This is a genomic window from Paenibacillus assamensis DSM 18201 (assembly GCF_000422445.1).
Lineage (GTDB): Bacteria > Bacillota > Bacilli > Paenibacillales > Paenibacillaceae > Paenibacillus_B > Paenibacillus_B assamensis.
This window is the reverse complement of the sequence record NZ_AULU01000006.1, coordinates 77,327-97,624: the sequence shown is the minus strand read 5'-3', so window position 1 is coordinate 97,624 and position 20,298 is coordinate 77,327. Positions and strand designations below refer to the sequence as shown.

23 protein-coding genes are annotated in these 20,298 nt (G+C 43.2%); all 23 read right to left on the bottom strand.

The features are described from left to right. Window positions 1-8: 8 nt before the first annotated feature. The 23 genes from H580_RS0103440 to H580_RS0103330 all read right to left on the bottom strand — a co-directional run bounded on the left by H580_RS0103440 (window position 9) and on the right by H580_RS0103330 (window position 20,147). On the bottom strand, window positions 9-617 hold the full coding sequence (locus H580_RS0103440; RefSeq protein ID WP_028593546.1) for an anti-sigma factor: 609 nt from the start codon (window positions 615-617) through the stop codon (window positions 9-11). Between the two features lie 7 nt (window positions 618-624). Further along, window positions 625-1,200 carry an RNA polymerase sigma factor gene (locus H580_RS0103435; RefSeq protein WP_028593545.1) on the bottom strand — a complete coding sequence of 192 codons (576 nt, stop codon included), beginning with the start codon at window positions 1,198-1,200 and terminating at the stop codon, window positions 625-627. 658 nt (window positions 1,201-1,858) lie between these two features. Then, window positions 1,859-2,959: a prephenate dehydrogenase gene (locus H580_RS0103430; RefSeq protein ID WP_028593544.1), complete on the bottom strand. Its 1,101-nt coding sequence runs from the start codon at window positions 2,957-2,959 to the stop codon at window positions 1,859-1,861. After that, the gene (hisC, locus tag H580_RS0103425; RefSeq protein WP_028593543.1) at window positions 2,956-4,053 is read right to left on the bottom strand and encodes a histidinol-phosphate transaminase; all 1,098 of its coding nucleotides are present in this window, start codon (window positions 4,051-4,053) and stop codon (window positions 2,956-2,958) included. The genes H580_RS0103430 and hisC overlap by 4 nt, the downstream gene beginning before the upstream one ends. Window positions 4,054-4,100: 47 nt before the next feature. Then, complete coding sequence (trpA, locus tag H580_RS0103420; protein WP_028593542.1) at window positions 4,101-4,922, bottom strand: tryptophan synthase subunit alpha; 822 nt, start codon at window positions 4,920-4,922, stop codon at window positions 4,101-4,103. Continuing rightward, window positions 4,915-6,132, bottom strand: coding sequence for a tryptophan synthase subunit beta (gene trpB, locus H580_RS0103415; protein ID WP_028593541.1), 1,218 nt, complete (start codon window positions 6,130-6,132; stop codon window positions 4,915-4,917). Before trpB ends, trpA begins: the two co-directional genes overlap by 8 nt. Beyond that, complete coding sequence (locus H580_RS23200) at window positions 6,098-6,805, bottom strand: phosphoribosylanthranilate isomerase (protein ID WP_036604508.1); 708 nt, start codon at window positions 6,803-6,805, stop codon at window positions 6,098-6,100. The genes trpB and H580_RS23200 overlap by 35 nt, the downstream gene beginning before the upstream one ends. Next, entirely contained in the window at window positions 6,802-7,626 is an 825-nt protein-coding gene (gene trpC / locus H580_RS0103405) for an indole-3-glycerol phosphate synthase TrpC (RefSeq protein ID WP_028593540.1), read from the bottom strand. Before trpC ends, H580_RS23200 begins: the two co-directional genes overlap by 4 nt. After that, complete coding sequence (trpD, locus tag H580_RS0103400; protein ID WP_028593539.1) at window positions 7,616-8,656, bottom strand: anthranilate phosphoribosyltransferase; 1,041 nt, start codon at window positions 8,654-8,656, stop codon at window positions 7,616-7,618. Before trpD ends, trpC begins: the two co-directional genes overlap by 11 nt. A 697-nt stretch (window positions 8,657-9,353) precedes the next feature. Beyond that, entirely contained in the window at window positions 9,354-9,728 is a 375-nt protein-coding gene (gene aroH / locus H580_RS0103395) for a chorismate mutase (protein WP_028593538.1), read from the bottom strand. Window positions 9,729-9,736: 8 nt separating this feature from the next. Then, entirely contained in the window at window positions 9,737-10,852 is a 1,116-nt protein-coding gene (gene aroB, locus H580_RS0103390; RefSeq protein ID WP_028593537.1) for a 3-dehydroquinate synthase, read from the bottom strand. Between the two features lie 10 nt (window positions 10,853-10,862). Beyond that, the gene (gene aroC / locus H580_RS0103385) at window positions 10,863-12,032 is read right to left on the bottom strand and encodes a chorismate synthase (protein ID WP_028593536.1); all 1,170 of its coding nucleotides are present in this window, start codon (window positions 12,030-12,032) and stop codon (window positions 10,863-10,865) included. Window positions 12,033-12,229: 197 nt separating this feature from the next. Then, window positions 12,230-13,036: a CheR family methyltransferase gene (locus H580_RS0103380; protein WP_028593535.1), complete on the bottom strand. Its 807-nt coding sequence runs from the start codon at window positions 13,034-13,036 to the stop codon at window positions 12,230-12,232. Window positions 13,037-13,231: 195 nt separating this feature from the next. Further along, window positions 13,232-13,675, bottom strand: coding sequence for a nucleoside-diphosphate kinase (gene ndk / locus H580_RS0103375; RefSeq protein ID WP_028593534.1), 444 nt, complete (start codon window positions 13,673-13,675; stop codon window positions 13,232-13,234). A 141-nt stretch (window positions 13,676-13,816) separates the two neighbouring features. Next, window positions 13,817-14,791 (bottom strand): heptaprenyl diphosphate synthase component II, encoded by a 975-nt coding sequence (gene hepT, locus H580_RS0103370; RefSeq protein ID WP_028593533.1) that lies wholly within the window; start codon window positions 14,789-14,791, stop codon window positions 13,817-13,819. 8 nt (window positions 14,792-14,799) lie between these two features. Next, on the bottom strand, window positions 14,800-15,672 hold the full coding sequence (locus tag H580_RS0103365; protein ID WP_036604507.1) for a menaquinone biosynthetic enzyme MqnA/MqnD family protein: 873 nt from the start codon (window positions 15,670-15,672) through the stop codon (window positions 14,800-14,802). Beyond that, a complete protein-coding gene (locus tag H580_RS0103360) occupies window positions 15,620-16,273 on the bottom strand; it encodes a UbiX family flavin prenyltransferase (protein ID WP_028593531.1) in 654 nt (217 codons plus the stop codon). The genes H580_RS0103365 and H580_RS0103360 overlap by 53 nt, the downstream gene beginning before the upstream one ends. Then, entirely contained in the window at window positions 16,273-17,142 is an 870-nt protein-coding gene (locus tag H580_RS0103355; RefSeq protein WP_028593530.1) for a UbiA-like polyprenyltransferase, read from the bottom strand. The genes H580_RS0103360 and H580_RS0103355 overlap by 1 nt, the downstream gene beginning before the upstream one ends. Beyond that, complete coding sequence (locus H580_RS0103350) at window positions 17,135-17,872, bottom strand: demethylmenaquinone methyltransferase (protein ID WP_028593529.1); 738 nt, start codon at window positions 17,870-17,872, stop codon at window positions 17,135-17,137. Before H580_RS0103350 ends, H580_RS0103355 begins: the two co-directional genes overlap by 8 nt. Before the next feature lie 88 nt (window positions 17,873-17,960). After that, entirely contained in the window at window positions 17,961-18,791 is an 831-nt protein-coding gene (locus H580_RS0103345; protein ID WP_028593528.1) for a heptaprenyl diphosphate synthase component 1, read from the bottom strand. Between the two features lie 84 nt (window positions 18,792-18,875). Next, window positions 18,876-19,448, bottom strand: coding sequence for a hypothetical protein (locus H580_RS0103340; protein ID WP_036604505.1), 573 nt, complete (start codon window positions 19,446-19,448; stop codon window positions 18,876-18,878). Window positions 19,449-19,564: 116 nt separating this feature from the next. Continuing rightward, window positions 19,565-19,786: a trp RNA-binding attenuation protein MtrB gene (mtrB, locus tag H580_RS0103335; RefSeq protein WP_028593526.1), complete on the bottom strand. Its 222-nt coding sequence runs from the start codon at window positions 19,784-19,786 to the stop codon at window positions 19,565-19,567. Window positions 19,787-19,874: 88 nt separating this feature from the next. After that, a complete protein-coding gene (locus H580_RS0103330; protein ID WP_028593525.1) occupies window positions 19,875-20,147 on the bottom strand; it encodes an HU family DNA-binding protein in 273 nt (90 codons plus the stop codon). Window positions 20,148-20,298: the final 151 nt, after the last annotated feature.

The following is a 20,298-nucleotide window of genomic DNA, read 5'->3' as shown; positions in this document are numbered from 1 at the left end:
TTACCATATTAACGCCTCATACGCGCTAAATAATGATACAGTAAGGAGGCTATGATGATCCCTACTAGGGAATAAACAATCCAGTACTCTGGAATAGTCGGGACGACTTGTAGAATTAGCGGTTCACTTGTTTCAGAATAAGGAACATCTCCGATGGTAATGTCCAATTCTGTTGAATTGCTGCCTGCTATTGCGGTTGGTATAATGCCACTCTGATCAGAAGGACCCGTTTCCGCTTTGTTTGGGTAAACAGCCATCACAATCAGACTGCTCATAAATACTACGATACAAAAAGACATTACCCCAACCAAAATGTTACGCATCTTAAGCGACATCACATGAGAACGTCTATGGACCGGCATAAGCCATTCTTGTTCACTGTATATGCGGTCCATCACCAGAGAGGAGTCAAACGTAATAGGCCCGTTTATCTCCGCCTCTGCCAAGCTTGACTCTACTAAGTCATCTGTCCATGCCTCACTTGCCGCCCAAATCAGATACTCTTCCGCACAGCCTTCACAAACTGACAAATGACTTTGAATGCTAAGACGTTGCGGATCGTCTTCTGGCATATCGCTGTAAACCGATATCCATTCGAGCGCTTCCGCACATTTCATTTTCCGTTCATCCCTTCAATCCCGGGTCAGTTATGTATCCTTCCATTTGACATTTAATACTTGTGCGAGCCCGGAACAACAATGATTTTACTGAGCTTACCGTCTGTCCTAGCTGATTAGCTATCTCTTGGTAATCCAGTTGGTCATATTCACGCAGGATGATGGCAGAACGCTGTTTATCAGGCAAATTGTTAATCGCTTCCCTAACGAGCTGTACTTTCTCATTACGAAGAGCTGTATACTCAGGTGTTAGTTCCTTTGGAGCTTCAGGTACAATGCTATTATCTTCATCTAGTGATACTTGAAGGCTTCGTTGCTTACGAAGTTCACTTAACACCGTATTACGAGCTATCGTATAGAGCCATGTAGAGAATGAAGCTTCTGCTTCTCTAAACGTATGTAAGCTGCGGTATGCCTTATAGAAGGTCTCTGCACACAAGTCCTCTGCAAGCAATTCCAACTGAGAATTACGAAGCATGTGATAAATAAAAGCTAAAACTTTGCGGTGATAACGATTCATCAAATCCGCATACAAGTCGGTATTTCCTTCCTTGATTTCACGGATAATTAGGGAGTCTGTCATGGATTGCGATCCTCCTTGCTTTCCATTTCGTCCCCGATGCGCTACCTTTAACGATATTATACATCAAGAAACAATAAAAAGTTGCGAATCGGATACTACTTATATTTATAAAACGATAATTAATTTCCAACGATACGACAATAAATCCTATGATTTGACATCTTTGTTTACTACATTGCTATTTTAGCATAAGACCTGCCCGCATAATGTTAATTTTTCTTAAGAATCTTTTAAGGTTAGACATTTGCACAAAAAAGAACCTCTTCGTATTGAAGCGGCTCCAGCTCTTACATAATAACACATATTATACATCTGTAGCACAGAATTGGAGAATTGCGAGCATGGTAATTAATGTTTCTTTAAGCTTTTGATTCGTACCTTGGCTTTGTCACCTTGCACAATAATTTATAAAAAATGCATCCGCTTCCTTTACGATGGAAGCTCCATTATTCTGGATGAAGATAAAAAAAAGAACCACTCCATAATGGAGTGGTTGCACAAAGTGCATATTTGGATAGGAGTGGAGAGAAACCATACTGTAGTTATAGTATAATGTATACGTTTTCATTCTGTCAATAACTTCTACCGAAAAAATTTCATGTCTTATCAATTTTTTCCGTTTCCACGTAAAAAAGCCCTTTCACAAGGGCTTTTTTACCTACACGTATACTTCATAACCCAAAGTACGCAAGCACGCCTGCGCACGCTCCCAGTTCTGCTCTTCTCGGAATGAAAGTCGAAGCACGCCTGGAACATCTTCTCTACTTTCAATAATCTGAAGATTGCTAAGATTAATCTCTTCTTGTCCCAATTGGGTTGCAATGCGGCCAATAACACCTGGCGTATCAGGTATATCCATATATACATCATAAAGGGCATGAATGGCACCTTTACGTCGTTCAGGCATTTGATTGCGGAAATGTCCCGAAAGACGGAAAGACTCTTCTATCCACTCACCATCTTCTCGCAGCAAAACATCTTTCCATTCCTCCACTTTATCCTGCCAATCCTGAAGTAAATCCAGCATGACTTGGCGATTGTTAATCAAAATGTCTCGCCAAACAGTAGGATCACTGGATGCAATCCGAGTAATATCTCGGAAACCGCCAGCAGCAAGTACAAGATGCAGCTCATTAGAATCATTGTACTGGCGTACTTGGTTGACTAGTGCAGTTGCCACAATATGCGGCAGATGACTAATCGCTCCAACCACTCGATCATGCTCTTCTGCATCCATTTGAATAATATGTGCGCGTGTATATTGAAGCAGTTGACGAAGTTCTTGTATCACATTGTCTGGACAATCACTAGTAGGTGTCAGTACATAGTATGCATTCTCAAATAACAATAAGGACGCCGCTTCCACACCAGAACGCTCAGATCCTGCCATCGGATGACCACCAACGAAGTAAACCTCATTCCAATTCAATTTACTTGCGCATGCGGTTACCGAGGCCTTTGTACTGCCAACATCCGTAATGACACAACCGCGTCTAAGCGTTAAAGTATTCAGGTGCGAAATAGTTTCTTCTAGCATACCTACAGGAGAACAAATAAATATATAGTGCGCATCTTTCACTGCTTCTTCCAGATTTGTCGTTGCTTCATCAACGACACCGCGCTCTACGTATTTCTCAGCTGATGATGCACGGGGGGAATATCCAATGACATGAAGCCCTGGTTTTCCCTTAAAACATAATGCAAGCGAGCCTCCGATGAGGCCCACTCCAAGAATGGCAATCTTTGTAGTCGTAGTCATAGATCCACCTTACATTCTGATAAAATTTGTTCTATAGCTTGAATAAATGCTTCATTCTGCTCACGACTTCCTACCGTGACACGTATCGCATTTGGATAATGACGGAATCCTGCTCGAACGATAATCCCTTTGCTAACCAATTGTTCGAACATGACCTTACCAAGCGTTGGAACTTCGATCATAATGAAGTTACCATGTGCTGGCATTGTACGTAATTCTAACCGCTCACACTGCTCTTGTAAATACCTCAAGCCTTCCGCGTTCCATTGCTTACATTGTGATACATACTCTTGATCTTGAATCGCAGCGATTCCTGCCGCCTGTGCAAAGCGCGACGTATTAAATGGCTCTCTAACTTGATTAATCGACCGAATCACCTCAGGTTGGCCGATACCATAGCCAAGCCGCAATGATGCTAAGCCATGAATTTTGGAAAACGTGCGGAGTGCAACCAAATTTGGATACTTTGCAATTAATTCGAGTGAATTAGGATAGCTTGCATCCGTCACATATTCACAATACGCTTCATCTAGAGCTACTAGTACATGAGTAGGAACCTGACTCATAAATGTAATAAGCTCTTCTTTCGTAACTATCGTTCCAGTTGGATTGTTCGGGTTGCATATCCAGACTATTTTCGTTCGATCAGTAATAGCAGCGAGCATACCTTCTAAATCATGTTTGCCTTCTTTTAAAGGGACTTCAATCGTACGGGCTCCCTCAATGTCAGCATTGTGCTTGTATTGAGGAAAGGTTTGATCCGCTACAATAGACTCATCATTCACAGTTAAAAATGCACGACATATCATCAGTATAATATCATCTGAGCCTGCTCCAAAAATAAGCTGTTCACTGCTAACTTGCAATTGTTCTGCAACTGCCTGCTTCAGCTTAAGAGAAGCTCCATCAGGATATAAACTCAGCTTGCTCATTTCTGCTTCAAGCGCCTGCTTGACTTGAACCGAACAACCGTACGGATTTTCGTTGGATGCTAGCTTAACGACCTTTTCAATGCCGTATTCACGCTTCACATCCTCAGCAGATAAACCAGGCTGATAGACAGGAAGCTTCGCGACGATGTCTTTCGTTTTGATACGCATCCAATCACACCTCTCCACTTCAGGGTATCAACTTGCTAAAGCTATGATTTTAATTCTCGCACAAATTTACAAATTTGCAATACCCCATCTTGAGCCGTCTGTGGTGATTGGAGTAATGGCAGTGCCTCTTCAATTTGACGAACAATAGCACTCCCAACAACAACTCCATCACAGTGTGAAGAGAATCGGCGTACATGCTCTGCATTGGAAATACCAAATCCGATCGCAATTGGCAGATTCGTAGCTGTACGAACTTCTTGCAAAAACTGTTCGATATTAGCGGCAAATGAACTCCGAACGCCTGTTACACCTAATGAAGACACACAATAAATAAACCCTCGGCCATGCTGTGCGATTTGTTGGACCCGCTCCTTCGAAGTTGGCGCAACTAGCGGCACAAGATGGATCGAGTAGCGATCCGCTATTTCTCGAATAGGTGTACTCTCTTCAAGAGGCAAATCAGGGATAATAATGCCGCTGATCTCGGAGTCTACCATTTCCTTAAATAATTTCTCTGCTCCATATTGAAACACAGGATTGTAGTACGTAAACAGCACATATGGAATGTTTGCACCACGTTCTCTAGCTTTTTTCGCTACTTGTAAACTGTCCCGAAGCGTAATATCGTTTTGCAACGCACGGGCTGAAGCACGTTCGATAACAGGCCCATCGGCAAGCGGATCTGAGTAAGGTACACCTAACTCAATCATATCCGCTCCTGACTGTTCCATACCAAGCAACAATTCTAACGTAACATCGATATGAGGGTCTCCAACCGTAATAAACGGAATAAGTGCCGTTTTTCCTTCTGACTTTAATTTTTCGAATGCTGCATCCATACGATTCATGACGGTGTTATTCATGTTTATTTCCCCCTAGTACTTCCATGATCGTACCAACATCCTTATCCCCGCGACCAGACAAACAGATTACTAACAACTCATCTTGCCTCATCGTAGGAGCAAGCTTTATCGCTTGGGCTACAGCATGAGAAGATTCCAAGGCAGGGATAATCCCTTCTGTACGACACATAAATTGAAGAGCATCTAGTGCTTCGTTATCTGTAATTGGTGCGTAGGTTGCTCTTCCGGATGCATGTAAGTGAGCATGCTCTGGCCCAACACCTGGGTAATCAAGACCTGCCGAAATGGAATGAGCTGGCTGTACTTGACCAAACTCATCTTGCAACAAATAGCTTAATGAACCCTGAAACACCCCTGGTGTACCCAAAGTCATCGTAGCGGCATGCTCTTTCGTGTCAACACCTCGTCCTGCAGCTTCCACGCCTACAAGATTGACACTGAGGTCATTTATAAATGGATAGAACATTCCCATCGCATTGCTTCCACCGCCAACAGCGGCAACACATACATCTGGCAATCTTCCCTCTAACTCTTGTATTTGTCGTTTCGTCTCGTCCCCGATAATACGTTGAAAATCACGAACGATCATCGGATAAGGATGAGGTCCTACTACAGAACCCAAAATATAGAAGGTATCCGTCACGTTAGAAACCCAATAACGCAATGCTTCATTTCCGGCATCCTTCAGTGTTCTTGTACCAGAAATAACTGGCACCACCTCAGCACCGAGCAGCTCCATCCGGAACACATTCAGCCGTTGACGTCTCATATCTTCCTCACCCATAAATACTTTGCACTCTAAGCCAAGCAGTGCACATACGGTAGCTGTAGCTACACCATGTTGTCCCGCTCCAGTCTCTGCGATTACCTTTTTTTTGCCCATTCGTTTGGCCAGTAAAGCCTGACCAATGGTATTGTTTATTTTGTGAGCCCCTGTATGGTTCAAGTCTTCTCGTTTTAAATAAATCTTCGCACCGCAGAGCTCCTTTGTCATGCGCTCCGCATAATAAAGTGATGTCGGACGACCTGAATAGCTTTGCAACAGCTGCTTGTACTCCGCCTGAAACTGCTCATCATTTCGGTATGTTTCATAAGCTTGCTCTAGCTCAATTAATGCATTCATTAATGTTTCAGGGACATACTTTCCACCAAACTGACCATAACGTCCGTTCGCATCAGGATAACGGTAAACTTGTTCTTGTATCGACATGCTGTCTCACCCTTCCTATAAATGTGTCTACTTTACTCATGTCTTTCATTCCGTCTGTCTCGACACCGCTGGAAACATCAACCCCATCAAGCTTATAGCTTGTTAGTAAACTACCAATGTTGTCCGGATTCAATCCGCCAGCCACATACAGCGGCATACCTAATTGCTGGGCACGAGATTGGTAAGATGGGATCACATCCCATTGAAACACTTTCCCTGAGCCCCCACCCTGAACTGAATCATGAGTGTCGAGCAACAATAAGTCAATGTAAGGAACTGCTTTCGCTAAGCGCTCAAACTGATCATTCAATTTATCCTCAAAATCTATTTTTTTAACGTTTGATATTGGTAATGTTAACCAAACATCCATATTACTATTTTCTTTCACCCATCGACAAATGTCCAGCTGTTCATTGCCATGAAATTGCAGCGCCTGAACCGAGCAGGATTTCATGACAGCCTTTAAACTTTGAATATCAGCATTTGCAAATACACCCACTGTATGAGGAATGTGAACTTGCTCATTCTCTAATTGATTCAGAATGGATTGAACGGTGTCAGGTGACACTTGCCTGCGACTTTTCGCAAATACAAATCCGATATGATCAGGATTGCATGCAATGACGCCTCTAGTCATCTCCAAAGACGTCATCCCGCATATTTTAACGTTCATGAACTCACACTTCCTGTGGTAGATGACACCTGCTCAGCGGGCTTCATCAGATCGTGCACAGCCTCTCCAATGTTGTCATTTCGCATAAAATGCTCGCCTATAAGCACTGCATCGACACTGGACTCATATAGATGAGCAATATGTTCGGGCAAATGGATACCACTCTCACTCACTAATGTGCAGTGACTAGGCACCAATTTGCGCAATTGATCCGTTTGAGCCAAGTCTGTAACAAAGGTGTGTAGGTTACGATTGTTAATGCCAATTAATTGAACATGCTCCAAGTTCAACACACGGTGCAGTTCACTTTCTTCATGCACTTCAATTAATGCTTCCATTCCCAGCTCTTTGCTTTGCTCGAATAATTCCTTCAGCTGTACATCATCTAAAATGGCAGCAATGAGCAAAACCGCGTCCGCTCCTATTAATCTTGCTTCGAGCAGTTGCTCACGACTGATGATAAAATCTTTGCGCAGCATAGGAACATCTACTTGAGCCCGAACTTGCTTAAATATATCGATTCCGCCCTGAAAATAGGAAACATCGGTCAATACCGACAGTGCATCAGCACCCGCTTGAACGTAGCTTTGCGCGATTTCTACCGGATTAAATTGCTCTCGTATGATCCCTTTAGAAGGAGATGCTTTTTTCACTTCGGCGATTAATCCTACTCCACGACTGCGCTTCGTCGTAATCGCTTCTCGTAGTGAGCGCACTGGCATTAACGTAGATATATCTGCTTCTGCTTGAGCAACATTCAAATGCTTCTGCAGTTGTTCGACTTCTGCCTTCTTCGTTTCTACAATACGATTAAGAAACATGACTCATCCCTCCAGTTGTCTCGATCAATTGTTGCAGCTTACTGTTTGCCTTTCCAGTATCTATCATATCAGCAGCAATTTGTACCCCTTCGCGTATGGAATCTGCTTGACCTGAGACATAAATGCAAGCACCTGCGTTTGCTAGTACGATATCTCGATGCGCCCCGCGCTCGCCATTTAAAATATTCACGATAATTTTTGCATTATCTGCCGCTTCGCCGCCAAGTACGTCACTCAATGACTGAGTTCGCAAACCCATATCTTCAGGTGTGAGTTCATACGTCCGCAAATCTCCATTTCGCAATTCGCTTATACGAGTTGGTGCAGACAAGCCAATCTCATCTAATCCATCAAGACTGGACACAACCATAGCCCGCTTCAGTCCTAACTCTCGCAGTACCGCTGCAACAGTATCCGTTTTCGATTTGTCATAAATGCCTAACAGTTGTCGATCAGCCCCAGCTGGATTGGTCAATGGTCCTAACATATTAAATACGGTACGTATGCCAAGCTCTCTACGGGGTGCTGCTGCATATTTCATTGCAGGATGGAACATTTGAGCGAACATAAAGCAGATTCCAATGCGATCCAAACACTCGGCAGCACTCTCACTAGAAAGATGGATGTTCACACCTAATGCTTCTAACACATCTGCACTGCCTGAACGACTGGATGCTGAACGATTTCCATGCTTTGCTACGCGGACAGATGCAGACGCCGCAATAATAGCAGATACAGTCGATACGTTGAGCTTATGGATTCCTGATCCGCCAGTACCACATGTATCAAGCAATTGTTCACGAGACGTAATTACCTGTTTCGCAGCATTTCGCATCCCTTCAGCCAACCCCGTGATCTCATCGACCGTTTCACCTTTAAAGCGAAGACCAGCAAGTAAGGCGCCAATCTGAGCAGGTGTTACATCACCGCGCATAATATCTTCCATGACATGCCTAGCTTCTTCTCTTGTTAAGCTGTCTCCGCTTAACAACTTACTTAAAGCTTCCTTCACACGATAATCATTTATCATATGATCCTCTCCTTTTCGTTTCTTAATTTAATAAGCAACTATGTCCTTCGTGACATCTAAACTCGTTTATGATGCAATGAAGCTTCTAAGTTTCCTAATTGAATTACTTGCAAATAGCTTCTTATCAGCGAGTTGTACTGCATAACGTTCGCCAATCTTCTAATCGGTAATTCGGTATGTGTGAGAAACGAAAAAGAGAAGATACTGAACTCGTGGGATCATTCCTGCGCTCAATCATTGGAGGAATCATCGCGCACACTCCTTTCCCTTACTTGCATTTGTAGGGATAGATAGGTGTTCAACAACAAAAAAACCTCTGCTTCCGCAGAGGTGTGTTGAACGCGATGATAAAATTGAAGAAATAAAAGGTGGTGTTGTTATCAGAACGCAAGGTACATGAAGTAAAGACAACGATGCCCATACATCATCTATCCATGCATAAGTATGGACATATAGAAGATATACCAATATTAATGTTCCACCCTTGTTACACAAACAAGACTATGGACACATAGCACTGAGAACTCTTCTTATCTCCATATATCGAAATCTGATCTGATAATCAAAAACACGCTTAAACTCAACTCTACTCATCTAATCTCATCTCAACTACACTATACTCAACTCTGCTAATGCCAACTATACACTAGCATGTGGAAGTCGTCAATGACGGAATCACATGCTCATAGCTATTCCGCTACGAAGTCGGTCCAGCCAAATCAGGGCGTAGCTGTGCCGACTCCTTTAAATACACATGCTGGATAGCCTCTTGTGATTTTTCAGTATTAATATGAACCATTAATCGTATACATTTAGGCAAACTACCCTCCACAGGTATTTCCAATGCACACATAATAGGAACGAGCTCCCAATTCGGCAAAGTACGGATCGCACGAGCCGGGAACGTTGCATTTAAATCTTCTGTCATAGTAATCCAAACACTTGAAATGGATTCTGGCTCAACGCCATTACGTTGAACGATTTCGTCTAACAGCTCTGATGTTGCTTGTAAAATTTCATCTGCATCATTTGCTTGCACGGTTGTTGCTCCACGTATTCCCCTCACCCACATCGTTAAGCCTACTCTCCTTTCAATTTATCCACTACGCTGCGCACAAGCTCAATAGATATATCATGCCTAATATCTACTTGGCCCACTGCAGTTGGAATGACAAATGTCGTTCTGCCGCCACTAAATTTCTTATCATGCATCATAGCCGCCATTATAGCGTCTGTTTCATAATGTGACGGAATGGAAGTTGGCAAGCCGAATGCTTCGATTATGCAACGAGTATATGTGACAAGTTGTGAATCTTCACCGAGTAGTACGGCCAACTCAGCTGATCCCACCATACCAATAGAAATTGCCTCACCATGAAGCAGTTCGCCATAATGGCCTACTGCTTCAAGCGCATGACCAATCGTGTGCCCTAAATTCAAAATGGCGCGTAAATTTTGTTCACGCTCATCTTTAGAAACGACCTGCGCTTTCACATTGCAGCCCATATAAATGCCATATGCTACCTTCTCCTGATCTAGAGCAACTAAATCATCGGCATGCTCTAAACACCAATCCGAAAATGCTTGATCCCAAATCAAACCATGCTTAATCATCTCAGCAAGACCAGCACGTACTTCTCTAATTGGAAGTGTATGAAGCGTATCCAAATCAAAAATAACCGCCTCAGGCTGATGGAAAGCACCAATCATATTTTTGGCCAACGGATGATTCACAGCTACTTTACCGCCTACGCTGCTATCATGAGCTAAAATAGTAGTAGGAAGTTGAATAAATCGAACGCCTCTCATGTACGTAGCTGCTACAAAGCCTGCCAAATCTCCGACTACACCGCCACCAAGCGCAAGCACAGTAGATTTCCGATCCAAGCCCGCCTCAATGGCAGTTGTCATACATGCTTCATAATGCGATAAAGATTTTGAAGATTCGCCCGATGGAACAATATGTACAACCGTGTTATGGCCGCCTTCTTGCAAAGCTTGTAGTACAGTCTCTAGATGATGCTTAGCAACCTGTTCATCGGATACTAGCAAAAGCGGACTCTTATTTGATATGCTACGTTCAAGCAGTAACGTACTTAAGCGAGGGAGCAGACCACTCCCTATCCATATCGGATAGGAGCGATCCTCCAAAGAGACGACAAGTTCACGACATCCCAAAGATTCATTAGTATCCATATCTATCACCTTAGTACTGCGTTAGTTGATTCAAGTAATTATCGTAGTTAGAACGAATTTCTTCCATGGAGTCCCCGCCAAACTTCTCTAAAAATGCCTTAGCAATTTCCCACGCCACGACATGCTCCATCACTACACTTGCAGCAGGTACTGCACAAGCATCTGAACGCTCTACTTGAGCGGTAAATGCTTCTTTTGTATCAATATCAACACTGCGCAACGGCTTGTACAAAGTTGGTATCGGCTTCATAACACCACGGACAACAACAGGCATGCCATTCGTCATGCCACCTTCAAAGCCGCCTAAGCGATTCGATGAACGTGTATATCCATGTTCACCGTGCTCTATTTCATCATGGACCTGTGAGCCACGAAGAATACCTGCTTCAAAGCCGATTCCAATCTCAACGCCTTTGAAAGCATTAATGGACATAACTCCTTGTGCAATACGGCCATCCAGCTTACGATCGTATTGAACATGACTTCCTAACCCTACAGGCAACCCTTCCACGATACACTCGACAATGCCGCCGATAGAATCGCCTTCTTTTTTTATCTGATCGATATAAGCTTCCATTTTCTTCTCAGTCTCTCCATCAACTACACGCACAGAAGACTGTTCTGTACGCTCGATTAATTCATCAATGGAAATATCTCCTACAGGAGGCGCCTCAATCTCACCAATACGAATAACGTGACCTGCAATTTTGATTCCAAATTGCTCAAGAAGTTGGCGAGCCAAAGCACCGCAAGCTACTCTTGCAGCAGTTTCACGTGCACTTGAACGCTCCAATACATTGCGCAAATCTTTCAAGTTATATTTTAATCCGCCGTTCAAATCCGCATGTCCAGGGCGCGGACGATGCACGCGGCGCTTCTCTTCGTCTGTTCCTTCGATTGGCTCTACATTCATAATGGACGTCCAATGCTTCCAGTCTTTATTTTCAACGACTAACGCAATTGGCGCCCCCGTTGTACGTCCATGGCGAACACCGCCTACGATTTGCGCAGTATCTGTTTCAATTTGCATGCGACGACCACGTCCATAACCTTTTTGACGACGTAGCAAATGATTGTTCAACTGTTCAAAATCTACACTCATATTACTAGGCATTCCTTCTATAATAGCGGTTAGTTGCGGACCGTGGGTTTCACCAGCTGTCAAAAATCGTAGACTCATTTACTGTTCCTCCTTTAAGCTGTGATGCTGTGAATGACTAAAATCTCAGACTCTTTGCTCATTATAGTATAGGTGACATGGTTTGACAAGAAAGCATCAACTGCATACATCAATCCTCTAGCAGGAAGAAGCAAAGATTACATCTATGTACATCTAGCGATTGCAACCATATATCCCTCATTATTCCGAGGCTCGAACTATAATTTACGATAGAAAAACGTCTCCTGTGTTTCTAATCCATATTGTGCAGGATTAAAGATTTGTTCTGTACTGCCTACAAACAGCATTCCACCTGGTCGAAGCGCTTGAGCGAACTTTTTATAAAGTTCATGCTTTGCTTCTTCCGTGAAATAGATCATAACGTTGCGGCAAATGATCAAATCCAGATTCGATTCGAACTTGTCCAACAATAAGTTTTGCTTTCGAAATTGAATATGCGGCTTCAACATATCATGAATGCGATACATATCCCCATCTTGCTTATAATATTTTTGTTGAAAAGCAGGCGGCACATCTTTCAATGCACGCTCAATATAAATACCATCCTTTGCACGCTGCAATGCATTCTCATCAATATCCGATGCATAGAGGGTTGTTTGCTTAAGACAATGTTTATCATCCAGAATCATCGCTAGCGTATACGGCTCTTCACCTGTCGAACATGCAGCACTCCAACAACGTAGCTGTTTATTTTCCGTCAATAATGCAGGAAGCACACGATCTTTCAACACTTCCCAACGGTTCGGATTCCGCCAAAATTCAGATACGTTGATCGTCATGCGGTCCAAAAACTCATAAAATAGCTTCTTGTCTGCATTCATAGCATGCGCAAATTGCTCGAAGGTCGCATAACCGTTCTTTACTCGCAGCGTCGTAAGTCGACGTCGCATCTGTGCTTCTTTGTATTGCGATAAATCAATTCCTGTCTTTTGTTTAATGAGCTGTATAAATGTCGTATAATCTACATCCTCTTCTTTTGAATATACGATTGTGCGTGTAGGCATATCGGCTAGCGCAGCCAACTTTTCGGCTTTTGTCTGTTCATTGTATGTAGGTCTCTCCATTTGCTGCTTCTCCCATCATTTTTCATAAAGTACTGTTTCTTCACTTATATCATACTAGCAAGGACTATGCACCAATTAAAAAAGGCATGACGAAAAAAATTCGTCATGCCTGTTCGTATTACAACATTATTCGACTTAAATCCAAGGTTCAATTGTACGAGTATATCCAAGCAACTCGCTATCACTGAACATATTAGCAATCTCACGCTCAGCACTTTCAGGTGCATCAGAACCATGCACAAGATTGAAGTTCGTATGTGCAGCATAATCACCACGAATCGTTCCTGGTAATGCATCAGCAACCTTTGTCTTGCCAATCATAAGACGAGACAGCGAAATGACATCGTCACCTTCCCACACCATAGCGAACACTGGACCAGAAGTGATGAAGTCTACCAATTCTCCGAAAAATGGCTTTTCTGCATGCTCGGCGTAATGACGCTCTGCTTGACCACGCTCAATAATCATCAACTTACCTGCGACTAGCTTAAATCCCTTGCGTTCAAACCGGCTTACGATCTCACCAATCAGGCCACGCTGCACGCCGTCTGGTTTAACCATGATGAATGTGCGTTCCATACGTTCACTCCTTGATACCTATGTGAAGTTGTCCAACACAGAGATTATACCAGATATTGTTTGTAAGCGCATCCTTTTCAAAAAATATAGCCTATGCATTTATAGCATAACGAATGTATTGCTATTGCATAAGCTCTATTTTTAGTGATTTCGATTTGCGATGAAATGTGCAATATCTTTTAAATTACGCTTCGCTCGTTGGTTGGGCAGCTGCGCGAGCGCATCCATTGCCTTTTGTATGTAGCGATCTGCTAACTTCTCCGCAATCTTAATTCCATCGCTGTATCGAATTAAATCAAGTGCTTCTGTCGCATCCGAATGACCATTGTTCAAACGTATTTCGTTAATATGCTTAAGCAATGGCTCTTGCAAACGAGATTCTTGCAGTGCGTACAAAACAGGAAGTGTAATGTTCCCTTGTAAAATATCATTACCAGGAGGTTTGCCCAACTGTGATTCCGTGCCAATCAAGTCAAGCACATCATCCCGGATTTGGAATGCCATCCCAACGTTGTATCCATAGCGATACAATAGACGACTTACATTACGATCGGCACCTGCTGCTAAAGCTCCTAATTGACAACTGATGGCGATTAGGAGTGCCGTCTTTCTCCGGATACGCAGCAAGTACTGACGAACAGATTGATTCGTATTAAAGAAATCACGGATCTGTTCCATTTCTCCTAGACACATCTCAACCATAGCTTTGGAGAGAATAAGATGGATATCTGGATTTTTCAATTCCGTCACGAGGGTCAATGCTTTACCATAAATAAAATCGCCCGTATACATAGCAATTCGATTGTCCCATTTTGACTTCACCGTCATGCTGCCTCGACGTGTATTCGCGTCATCAATGACATCATCATGCACGAGGGAAGCCATATGAATTAATTCTAGCGGCACAGCAATTTTTTTGAGCTGCTCCAAATCGTATGTGCCAAACTTACCCGCAAGCAGAACAAATACTGGTCGTATGCGCTTGCCGCCAGCCTTTAACAAATGCAGTGTCGTTTCATTAAGCAGTTCGTGATCAGAGACGACCGTACGCTCCAGCTCACGCTCAATATAGGACACGTCATTTTTCATTTTTGCATAAATATCCCACAATTTCATACCGTCACCTAACCAACCTTATTTTCAGACCATATATCGAGTTGAACATGATGATCAATAAGACCTAGCTCATATGCGTATTTAAAATACAACTGCAATCCTTGCTGCTGCCTTGGACCAAAATCATAGTTCAAGTTTGCAAAATAGTTACGCCAAAACTTCTCTGTACCTCCGACTCGTTGTACAGCCGATTGAATAAGGGGATCAGGGTTGTGAATGCTTTTGTACTTACTTCGTTCAAATGCATCGACGATGCGGCCAATGTCAGAAGGATGACTAACGAGTGCCTGCTTGCGAACAGCCCATACAGCAAATGTCATCCAATGCCCTGTCCATTCTTGCCACATTTGCCCTAAATCCAGCACTTGATAGCGCCCATGCCGCTCATTGTCCCAATAAGCACGAATCGCATGATCCCCTATCAATAAGGCAGCATCCGCTTTTTCCATCATTCGATCAAGTTGAGGGTCCATCGAAATATAGCTAGGGTGAGCGCCATAGCGCTTCTCAGCTATTATTTTGAATAAATTAATGGAGGTAGCAGATGAGGTCGTTAATGCAACCGTACCTTCTAAGGCTTCAATTAATGGTTTATTCAAAAATAGCAGAATGGAATTGACTGCTCCATAGGCACTAACCGACAAATCAGGGAATAACACGTAGTCTTCACTGGATTCGCCATACGCAAACGCTGATATAGGTCCCATATCGATATTCCCTTCCTTCATCGACTTATTCAAGGTCGAAGGAACGGCAGGAATTAATTCGACAGGTGATAGCGTTTGTTCCGGCTTAAAGTGAAAGAAAATCGGCCAAACATTCGTATAATCAATTTGACCGATTCGTATCGTTCTCTTCTGTGGATCCAACGGAATGCTCATTCGTCTGCTCTCCCCACCTTGTAAACAGCTGATGATCGATATCCAAGCTATCCAATACCTTTCCAACAAGGAAGTTTACGATGTCATCCAATGTCTGTGGACGATAATAAAAGGCAGGCATCGCAGGGACTATTTTGATACCTAATCGGGACAACTTGAGCATATTCTCAAGGTGTATAGCATGCATTGGCGTTTCACGAGGAACTAAGACGAGCGGCCTTCCTTCTTTAATCATGACATCAGCCGCACGCGCCATCAAATTATCAGATGTACCATGAGCAATAGCAGACAGTGTCCCCATTGAACATGGCATAATGATCATTCCTTTAACGCGGAATGATCCACTCGCAATACTCGCGCCTATATCTTGTATAGGATGATATTGAATGCGTTCAGCAGCATCGCCAAAAGCATTCTCAATCGCTTCCTGCCTTCTGGTCACTTGCCAATCCAGCTCTTCTTTAAGTACACGCCAGCCAGCGTCAGAAATGAGCAAATGAACGAAATGACCAGCAGCGAGCAAAGATTGAACAAGACGAACACCATATACAGCTCCGCTTGCTCCTGTAATGCCTACGATCCAACGTTCAGAGCCACTCATTAGCGCAGCACCACCAAGTCAAGTAAACTAAATACAAATACTACGACGCTAAGCACTCCATTCATGGTGAAAAATGCAGTGTTCAAGCGTGTCAAATCATTCGGTTTCACGATAAGATGCTCATAAATCATCAAGCCTGCAGCAATTAATGTTCCAATAAGATACAGCCAGCTTAACTCTGTCATAAACGTTAATGATATAAAACCAACTGCTGTCACAATATGAAAACCGCGAGCTATCATAAGCGATTTTGCAATACCAAAACGAACGGGAATGGAGTGCAAGCCTTCTTTCTTATCGAATTCATAGTCTTGACATGCATACACAATATCAAACCCTGCCGTCCATAAGGCTACGGTCAAGAAGAAGACCATTGCAGTCCAATCAACGACATTCGTTACAGCTACCCATCCACCTAGTGGAGCAAGCGCGATGGTTAAACCGAGAATAACATGACAGAGCCAAGTGAAGCGTTTCGTAAATGAATAAAATACGAGCATAAACACAGCAATAGGTAATAATAAAAAAGATAATGGCTGTAACTTTGATGCCGCCCATATTAATAATCCAAATGAAACAATCGTAAACACAATTACTTCACCAAACTTCAACAACCCTGCTGGAATCGCTCGATTAGCTGTACGAGGATTTTTTGCATCATATGCTGCGTCAATAACTCTATTCAATGCCATAGCAGCACTGCGTGCACCAACCATAGCAACTAAAATCCACCCAATCTCCGTCCAGCTCGGCATTCTGCCTTGCAACGTTATTGCACCTAGAATGGATCCCATAAATGCAAATGGCAGTGCAAAAAGCGTATGTTCAAACTTGATCATTTCAAGAAATACTTTTATTTTATTAAACATGTCCGTTCCCCTTCGTCCCCATATGAAGCGCAGCTACACCCATAAAGAATGGCTTCACATCAACTCGTTCCAATCCCGCTTCCTCAAACATACGGGCCAATTGTATATGATCAGGGAATGAAGCCTGAGATTCAGACAACCACTGGTATTGCTCAAATCGCTTCGCAACCATTTTGCCCATCATCGGCATCAATTTCTGGAAGTAGAAATTATAAATACCTTTAAAAGGCTGTGTTGAAGGCTTGGAAGTCTCTAAGCAAACGACTTTTCCACCTGGTTTGACGACTCGACGCATCTCACGAATAACCTGCATGTAGTCAGGCACATTCCGCAAGCCAAATCCAATCGTCACATAATCGAACGTATTGTCCTCAAACGGAAGTTCCATCGCATTTCCTTGTACAAGCGTTATTTGCTTGTCCAAGCCAAGCTTGTCTACTTTGGTCTTTCCATGTGCTAGCATATTCGCACTGAAATCCAAGCCGTAAACAGCTCCCGTTTCCGTTGCTTGTGCAAGCTGAATCGTCCAATCACAAGTACCGCAGCATAAATCGAGAGCCGTCTGCCCTCGTTGAACGTTCATCTTCTTCATCGTGAACGCTCTCCATGCTTTGTGGCGACGGAAGCTTATGATGTCGTTCATCACATCGTATTTCGGTGCGATATTTTCAAATACCGCGTGTACATGTTGCTCTTTAGCTTTGCCTTCCTTCGGCGAATGTGTCTTCACGTCACGTCACCTAGTCCTTTCATCGCCTATTTAACAACTGGTTCGTCACTTATCGGCGTTGAGATACAGCTTGTACGCAAATACAAACCTATATCGCAAGTTCAGAAACAATTGACTCCACAAAAGAAGATTGCGTGTCGCTCACACTTGCACCTAAAATGGTTGACAACCGCTCTTCAACAGACTTCATTCTCTCATGCAAAATCAACTCTGGCTTGCATTGCTGCAGCAATTCATCCCATTCCTGCTCGATAATTACTTCATGCTGCCAACGATGAAGTTGAGAGGATGAAGCATGTGCCATAACGAACCAATATGTCCAACTATGAGACTCCACAGCTTGCTGCTTCACAATCTCTAACTCTTCTTGAATTACTTCTCGTTCACTAATTAAATCAAGCAATTGTTCGTATAATTCAACATCAGCACGATTGAGCCATTCATTAAAAGCGTGGAACAGACATTGTTTTATTTTCACTGCATGCTCATAATAGCGGCTGTGATTCATAGATCCATCACGCACACTAGCAGCTACGGTCATCTTCAAGCGATTTACTTCACAAACTGCTCGACTAAGCAGCTGAATCGCTTCAATTTGCCCCACTTCGGCTAACATTTGATAAAAGCGGCTGCTGAAATAGTCTCCTGCCAACACTTTCAGCTGTCGAGAACGCATATTCCGATCACTGGTGGAACTACTCGCATACTCAACCGTATGATGCGTATCGATTCCAAGCTGAATGAGTAACGTTACAGCTGTCATACGTTCCGTAGTCTGTTGGTTGTCTTCGTTCCGCTTCAAAAAGGCGTACAGCAAAGCTATCCGCTCATTCGCGAACGATGGCAGCTTCGTGTGCGCCTGAATCATGTCGTGTCCGACATAACGCTTTACTTCTTGCGGAATAGCATATCCTTTCATCCTCGTGCCTCCGAATGCAATCATCCATCTGGATGTCGTGATCTTGATTATTATAGCATATTGTCAGTAAGACGGTGATATTTTTTATAGCCCAACACGTGCTCCAAATTGTTCAGTCCACAATGTTGTATAACTCAATCGCATGGCTCGTATCGCTTGAACAGATGGAGGATGTCCATTTTGGACCAGCTCATTCAAGACAGATGCGGTAACTTGATCGCGAAGTGAGTCCAAGGCGAGCAGGACGTGTTTTTGGCGGCGTTCTTTATTTTCAATAACGACTCTAAGTTCCAAACGATTAATATTGTCCGTCTCATAAAAACTATAGTGAAGCCAGCGGTACAATTCTTCATAAATGATTCTCGGGCGATGGATACTGGCAGCTACACGGATGTCCAATGATAGTACGCCTGAATCACTCCATTTCACACGGCTAATAGGCAATTGAGTAGGCAAAGAGAGCAGCGCATCTACAAGCTTATCATCCTCTATGTGCATAGCGGGATTAATCGTACTCATCATTGGCATTGCTTTCAGCTCACTGCGATGCAAGCTGCGCCCTGAGGACAACATTCCTAGAGCATAGACTACTATCGTAACGCTCAGTATGTAAAACGTAGTTATACGGAGTGCTTTCTGCCATCTACGCAACTTCACACACCCTTTCGCCTTCCACTAAGTCATCACAAAGACATACTACCAGTGTCGACGGACGAACTTATGTCCATACCTCATTCTATAATGAAAAAAAGCAGGCTATGCCTGCCTTTATTCTATTCGTCTTTATCCGTATGAACCGTACCATGCTTGCTCATAATCATAGCTTTGCCGCGAATCTTGATTGCAGATGTATGATCCGTGAATTGTGCAATGAGGACCTCATTCTTGTCTAATTTTTCGGTGTGATGAAATCTTGTATCTTGCCCTCTTGTCAATCCGATAACTTGTACGCCTTGTTCTTTCGCCTTAATTACAACAAAATCCGTTTGTTCCACGCCAACCCCTCCTTCTTACATAAGTGTAACACATAAAGTAAGCCGTGACATTCGTCACGGCTGAGCAAAGACAGTCCTATGTAAAAGCTTATTTGATGCCTTCTTTCAACGCTTTGCCTGGTTTGAACGCAGGGATCTTGCTAGCAGGGATCTCGATCTCTTCACCCGTTTGCGGGTTACGGCCCTTACGAGCGGAACGCTCACGAACCTCGAAGTTACCGAAGCCTACCAACTGAACCTTATCGCCCTCTTGCAGTGCAGTGGAAATCGCTTCGAATACTGCGTCTACAACTTTTGTTACATCTTTCTTAGGAAGTTCAGTTGACTCAACGACTTGCGTAATCAATTCGGACTTGTTCATGTATGCTCACCTCCCGATTCAAGTATGTGGTTATCCATTGTTTACACTAGTTCCTATAAAAATATACATGAGTATATCAATATGGAGTCCCTTAGCATGTAATCGTACTTCTGGAACAAATTTATAGTAATATACCCTCAGATCAAATGCA

Coding starts and splice junctions, on each gene's coding strand:
- trpC (WP_028593540.1), bottom strand. CDS start 7,626: ATGTTTCTTAATCGTATTGTAGAAACGAAGAAGGCAGAAGTCGAACAA.
- H580_RS0103360 (WP_028593531.1), bottom strand. CDS start 16,273: ATGAGTGGCTCTGAACGTTGGATCGTAGGCATTACAGGAGCAAGCGGA.
- trpB (WP_028593541.1), bottom strand. CDS start 6,132: ATGTCGATACAAGAACAAGTTTACCGTTATCCTGATGCGAACGGACGT.
- hepT (WP_028593533.1), bottom strand. CDS start 14,791: ATGAAATTGTGGGATATTTATGCAAAAATGAAAAATGACGTGTCCTAT.
- H580_RS0103345 (WP_028593528.1), bottom strand. CDS start 18,791: ATGAAAGGATATGCTATTCCGCAAGAAGTAAAGCGTTATGTCGGACAC.
- aroB (WP_028593537.1), bottom strand. CDS start 10,852: ATGGATACTAATGAATCTTTGGGATGTCGTGAACTTGTCGTCTCTTTG.
- H580_RS23200 (WP_036604508.1), bottom strand. CDS start 6,805: ATGAACGTTAAAATATGCGGGATGACGTCTTTGGAGATGACTAGAGGC.
- aroC (WP_028593536.1), bottom strand. CDS start 12,032: ATGAGTCTACGATTTTTGACAGCTGGTGAAACCCACGGTCCGCAACTA.
- H580_RS0103355 (WP_028593530.1), bottom strand. CDS start 17,142: ATGTTTAATAAAATAAAAGTATTTCTTGAAATGATCAAGTTTGAACAT.
- H580_RS0103435 (WP_028593545.1), bottom strand. CDS start 1,200: ATGACAGACTCCCTAATTATCCGTGAAATCAAGGAAGGAAATACCGAC.
- H580_RS0103380 (WP_028593535.1), bottom strand. CDS start 13,036: ATGCCTACACGCACAATCGTATATTCAAAAGAAGAGGATGTAGATTAT.
- H580_RS0103330 (WP_028593525.1), bottom strand. CDS start 20,147: ATGAACAAGTCCGAATTGATTACGCAAGTCGTTGAGTCAACTGAACTT.
- ndk (WP_028593534.1), bottom strand. CDS start 13,675: ATGGAACGCACATTCATCATGGTTAAACCAGACGGCGTGCAGCGTGGC.
- H580_RS0103430 (WP_028593544.1), bottom strand. CDS start 2,959: ATGACTACGACTACAAAGATTGCCATTCTTGGAGTGGGCCTCATCGGA.
- H580_RS0103365 (WP_036604507.1), bottom strand. CDS start 15,672: ATGAGCATTCCGTTGGATCCACAGAAGAGAACGATACGAATCGGTCAA.
- trpD (WP_028593539.1), bottom strand. CDS start 8,656: ATGATAAATGATTATCGTGTGAAGGAAGCTTTAAGTAAGTTGTTAAGC.
- trpA (WP_028593542.1), bottom strand. CDS start 4,922: ATGAATAACACCGTCATGAATCGTATGGATGCAGCATTCGAAAAATTA.
- aroH (WP_028593538.1), bottom strand. CDS start 9,728: ATGTGGGTGAGGGGAATACGTGGAGCAACAACCGTGCAAGCAAATGAT.
- H580_RS0103440 (WP_028593546.1), bottom strand. CDS start 617: ATGAAATGTGCGGAAGCGCTCGAATGGATATCGGTTTACAGCGATATG.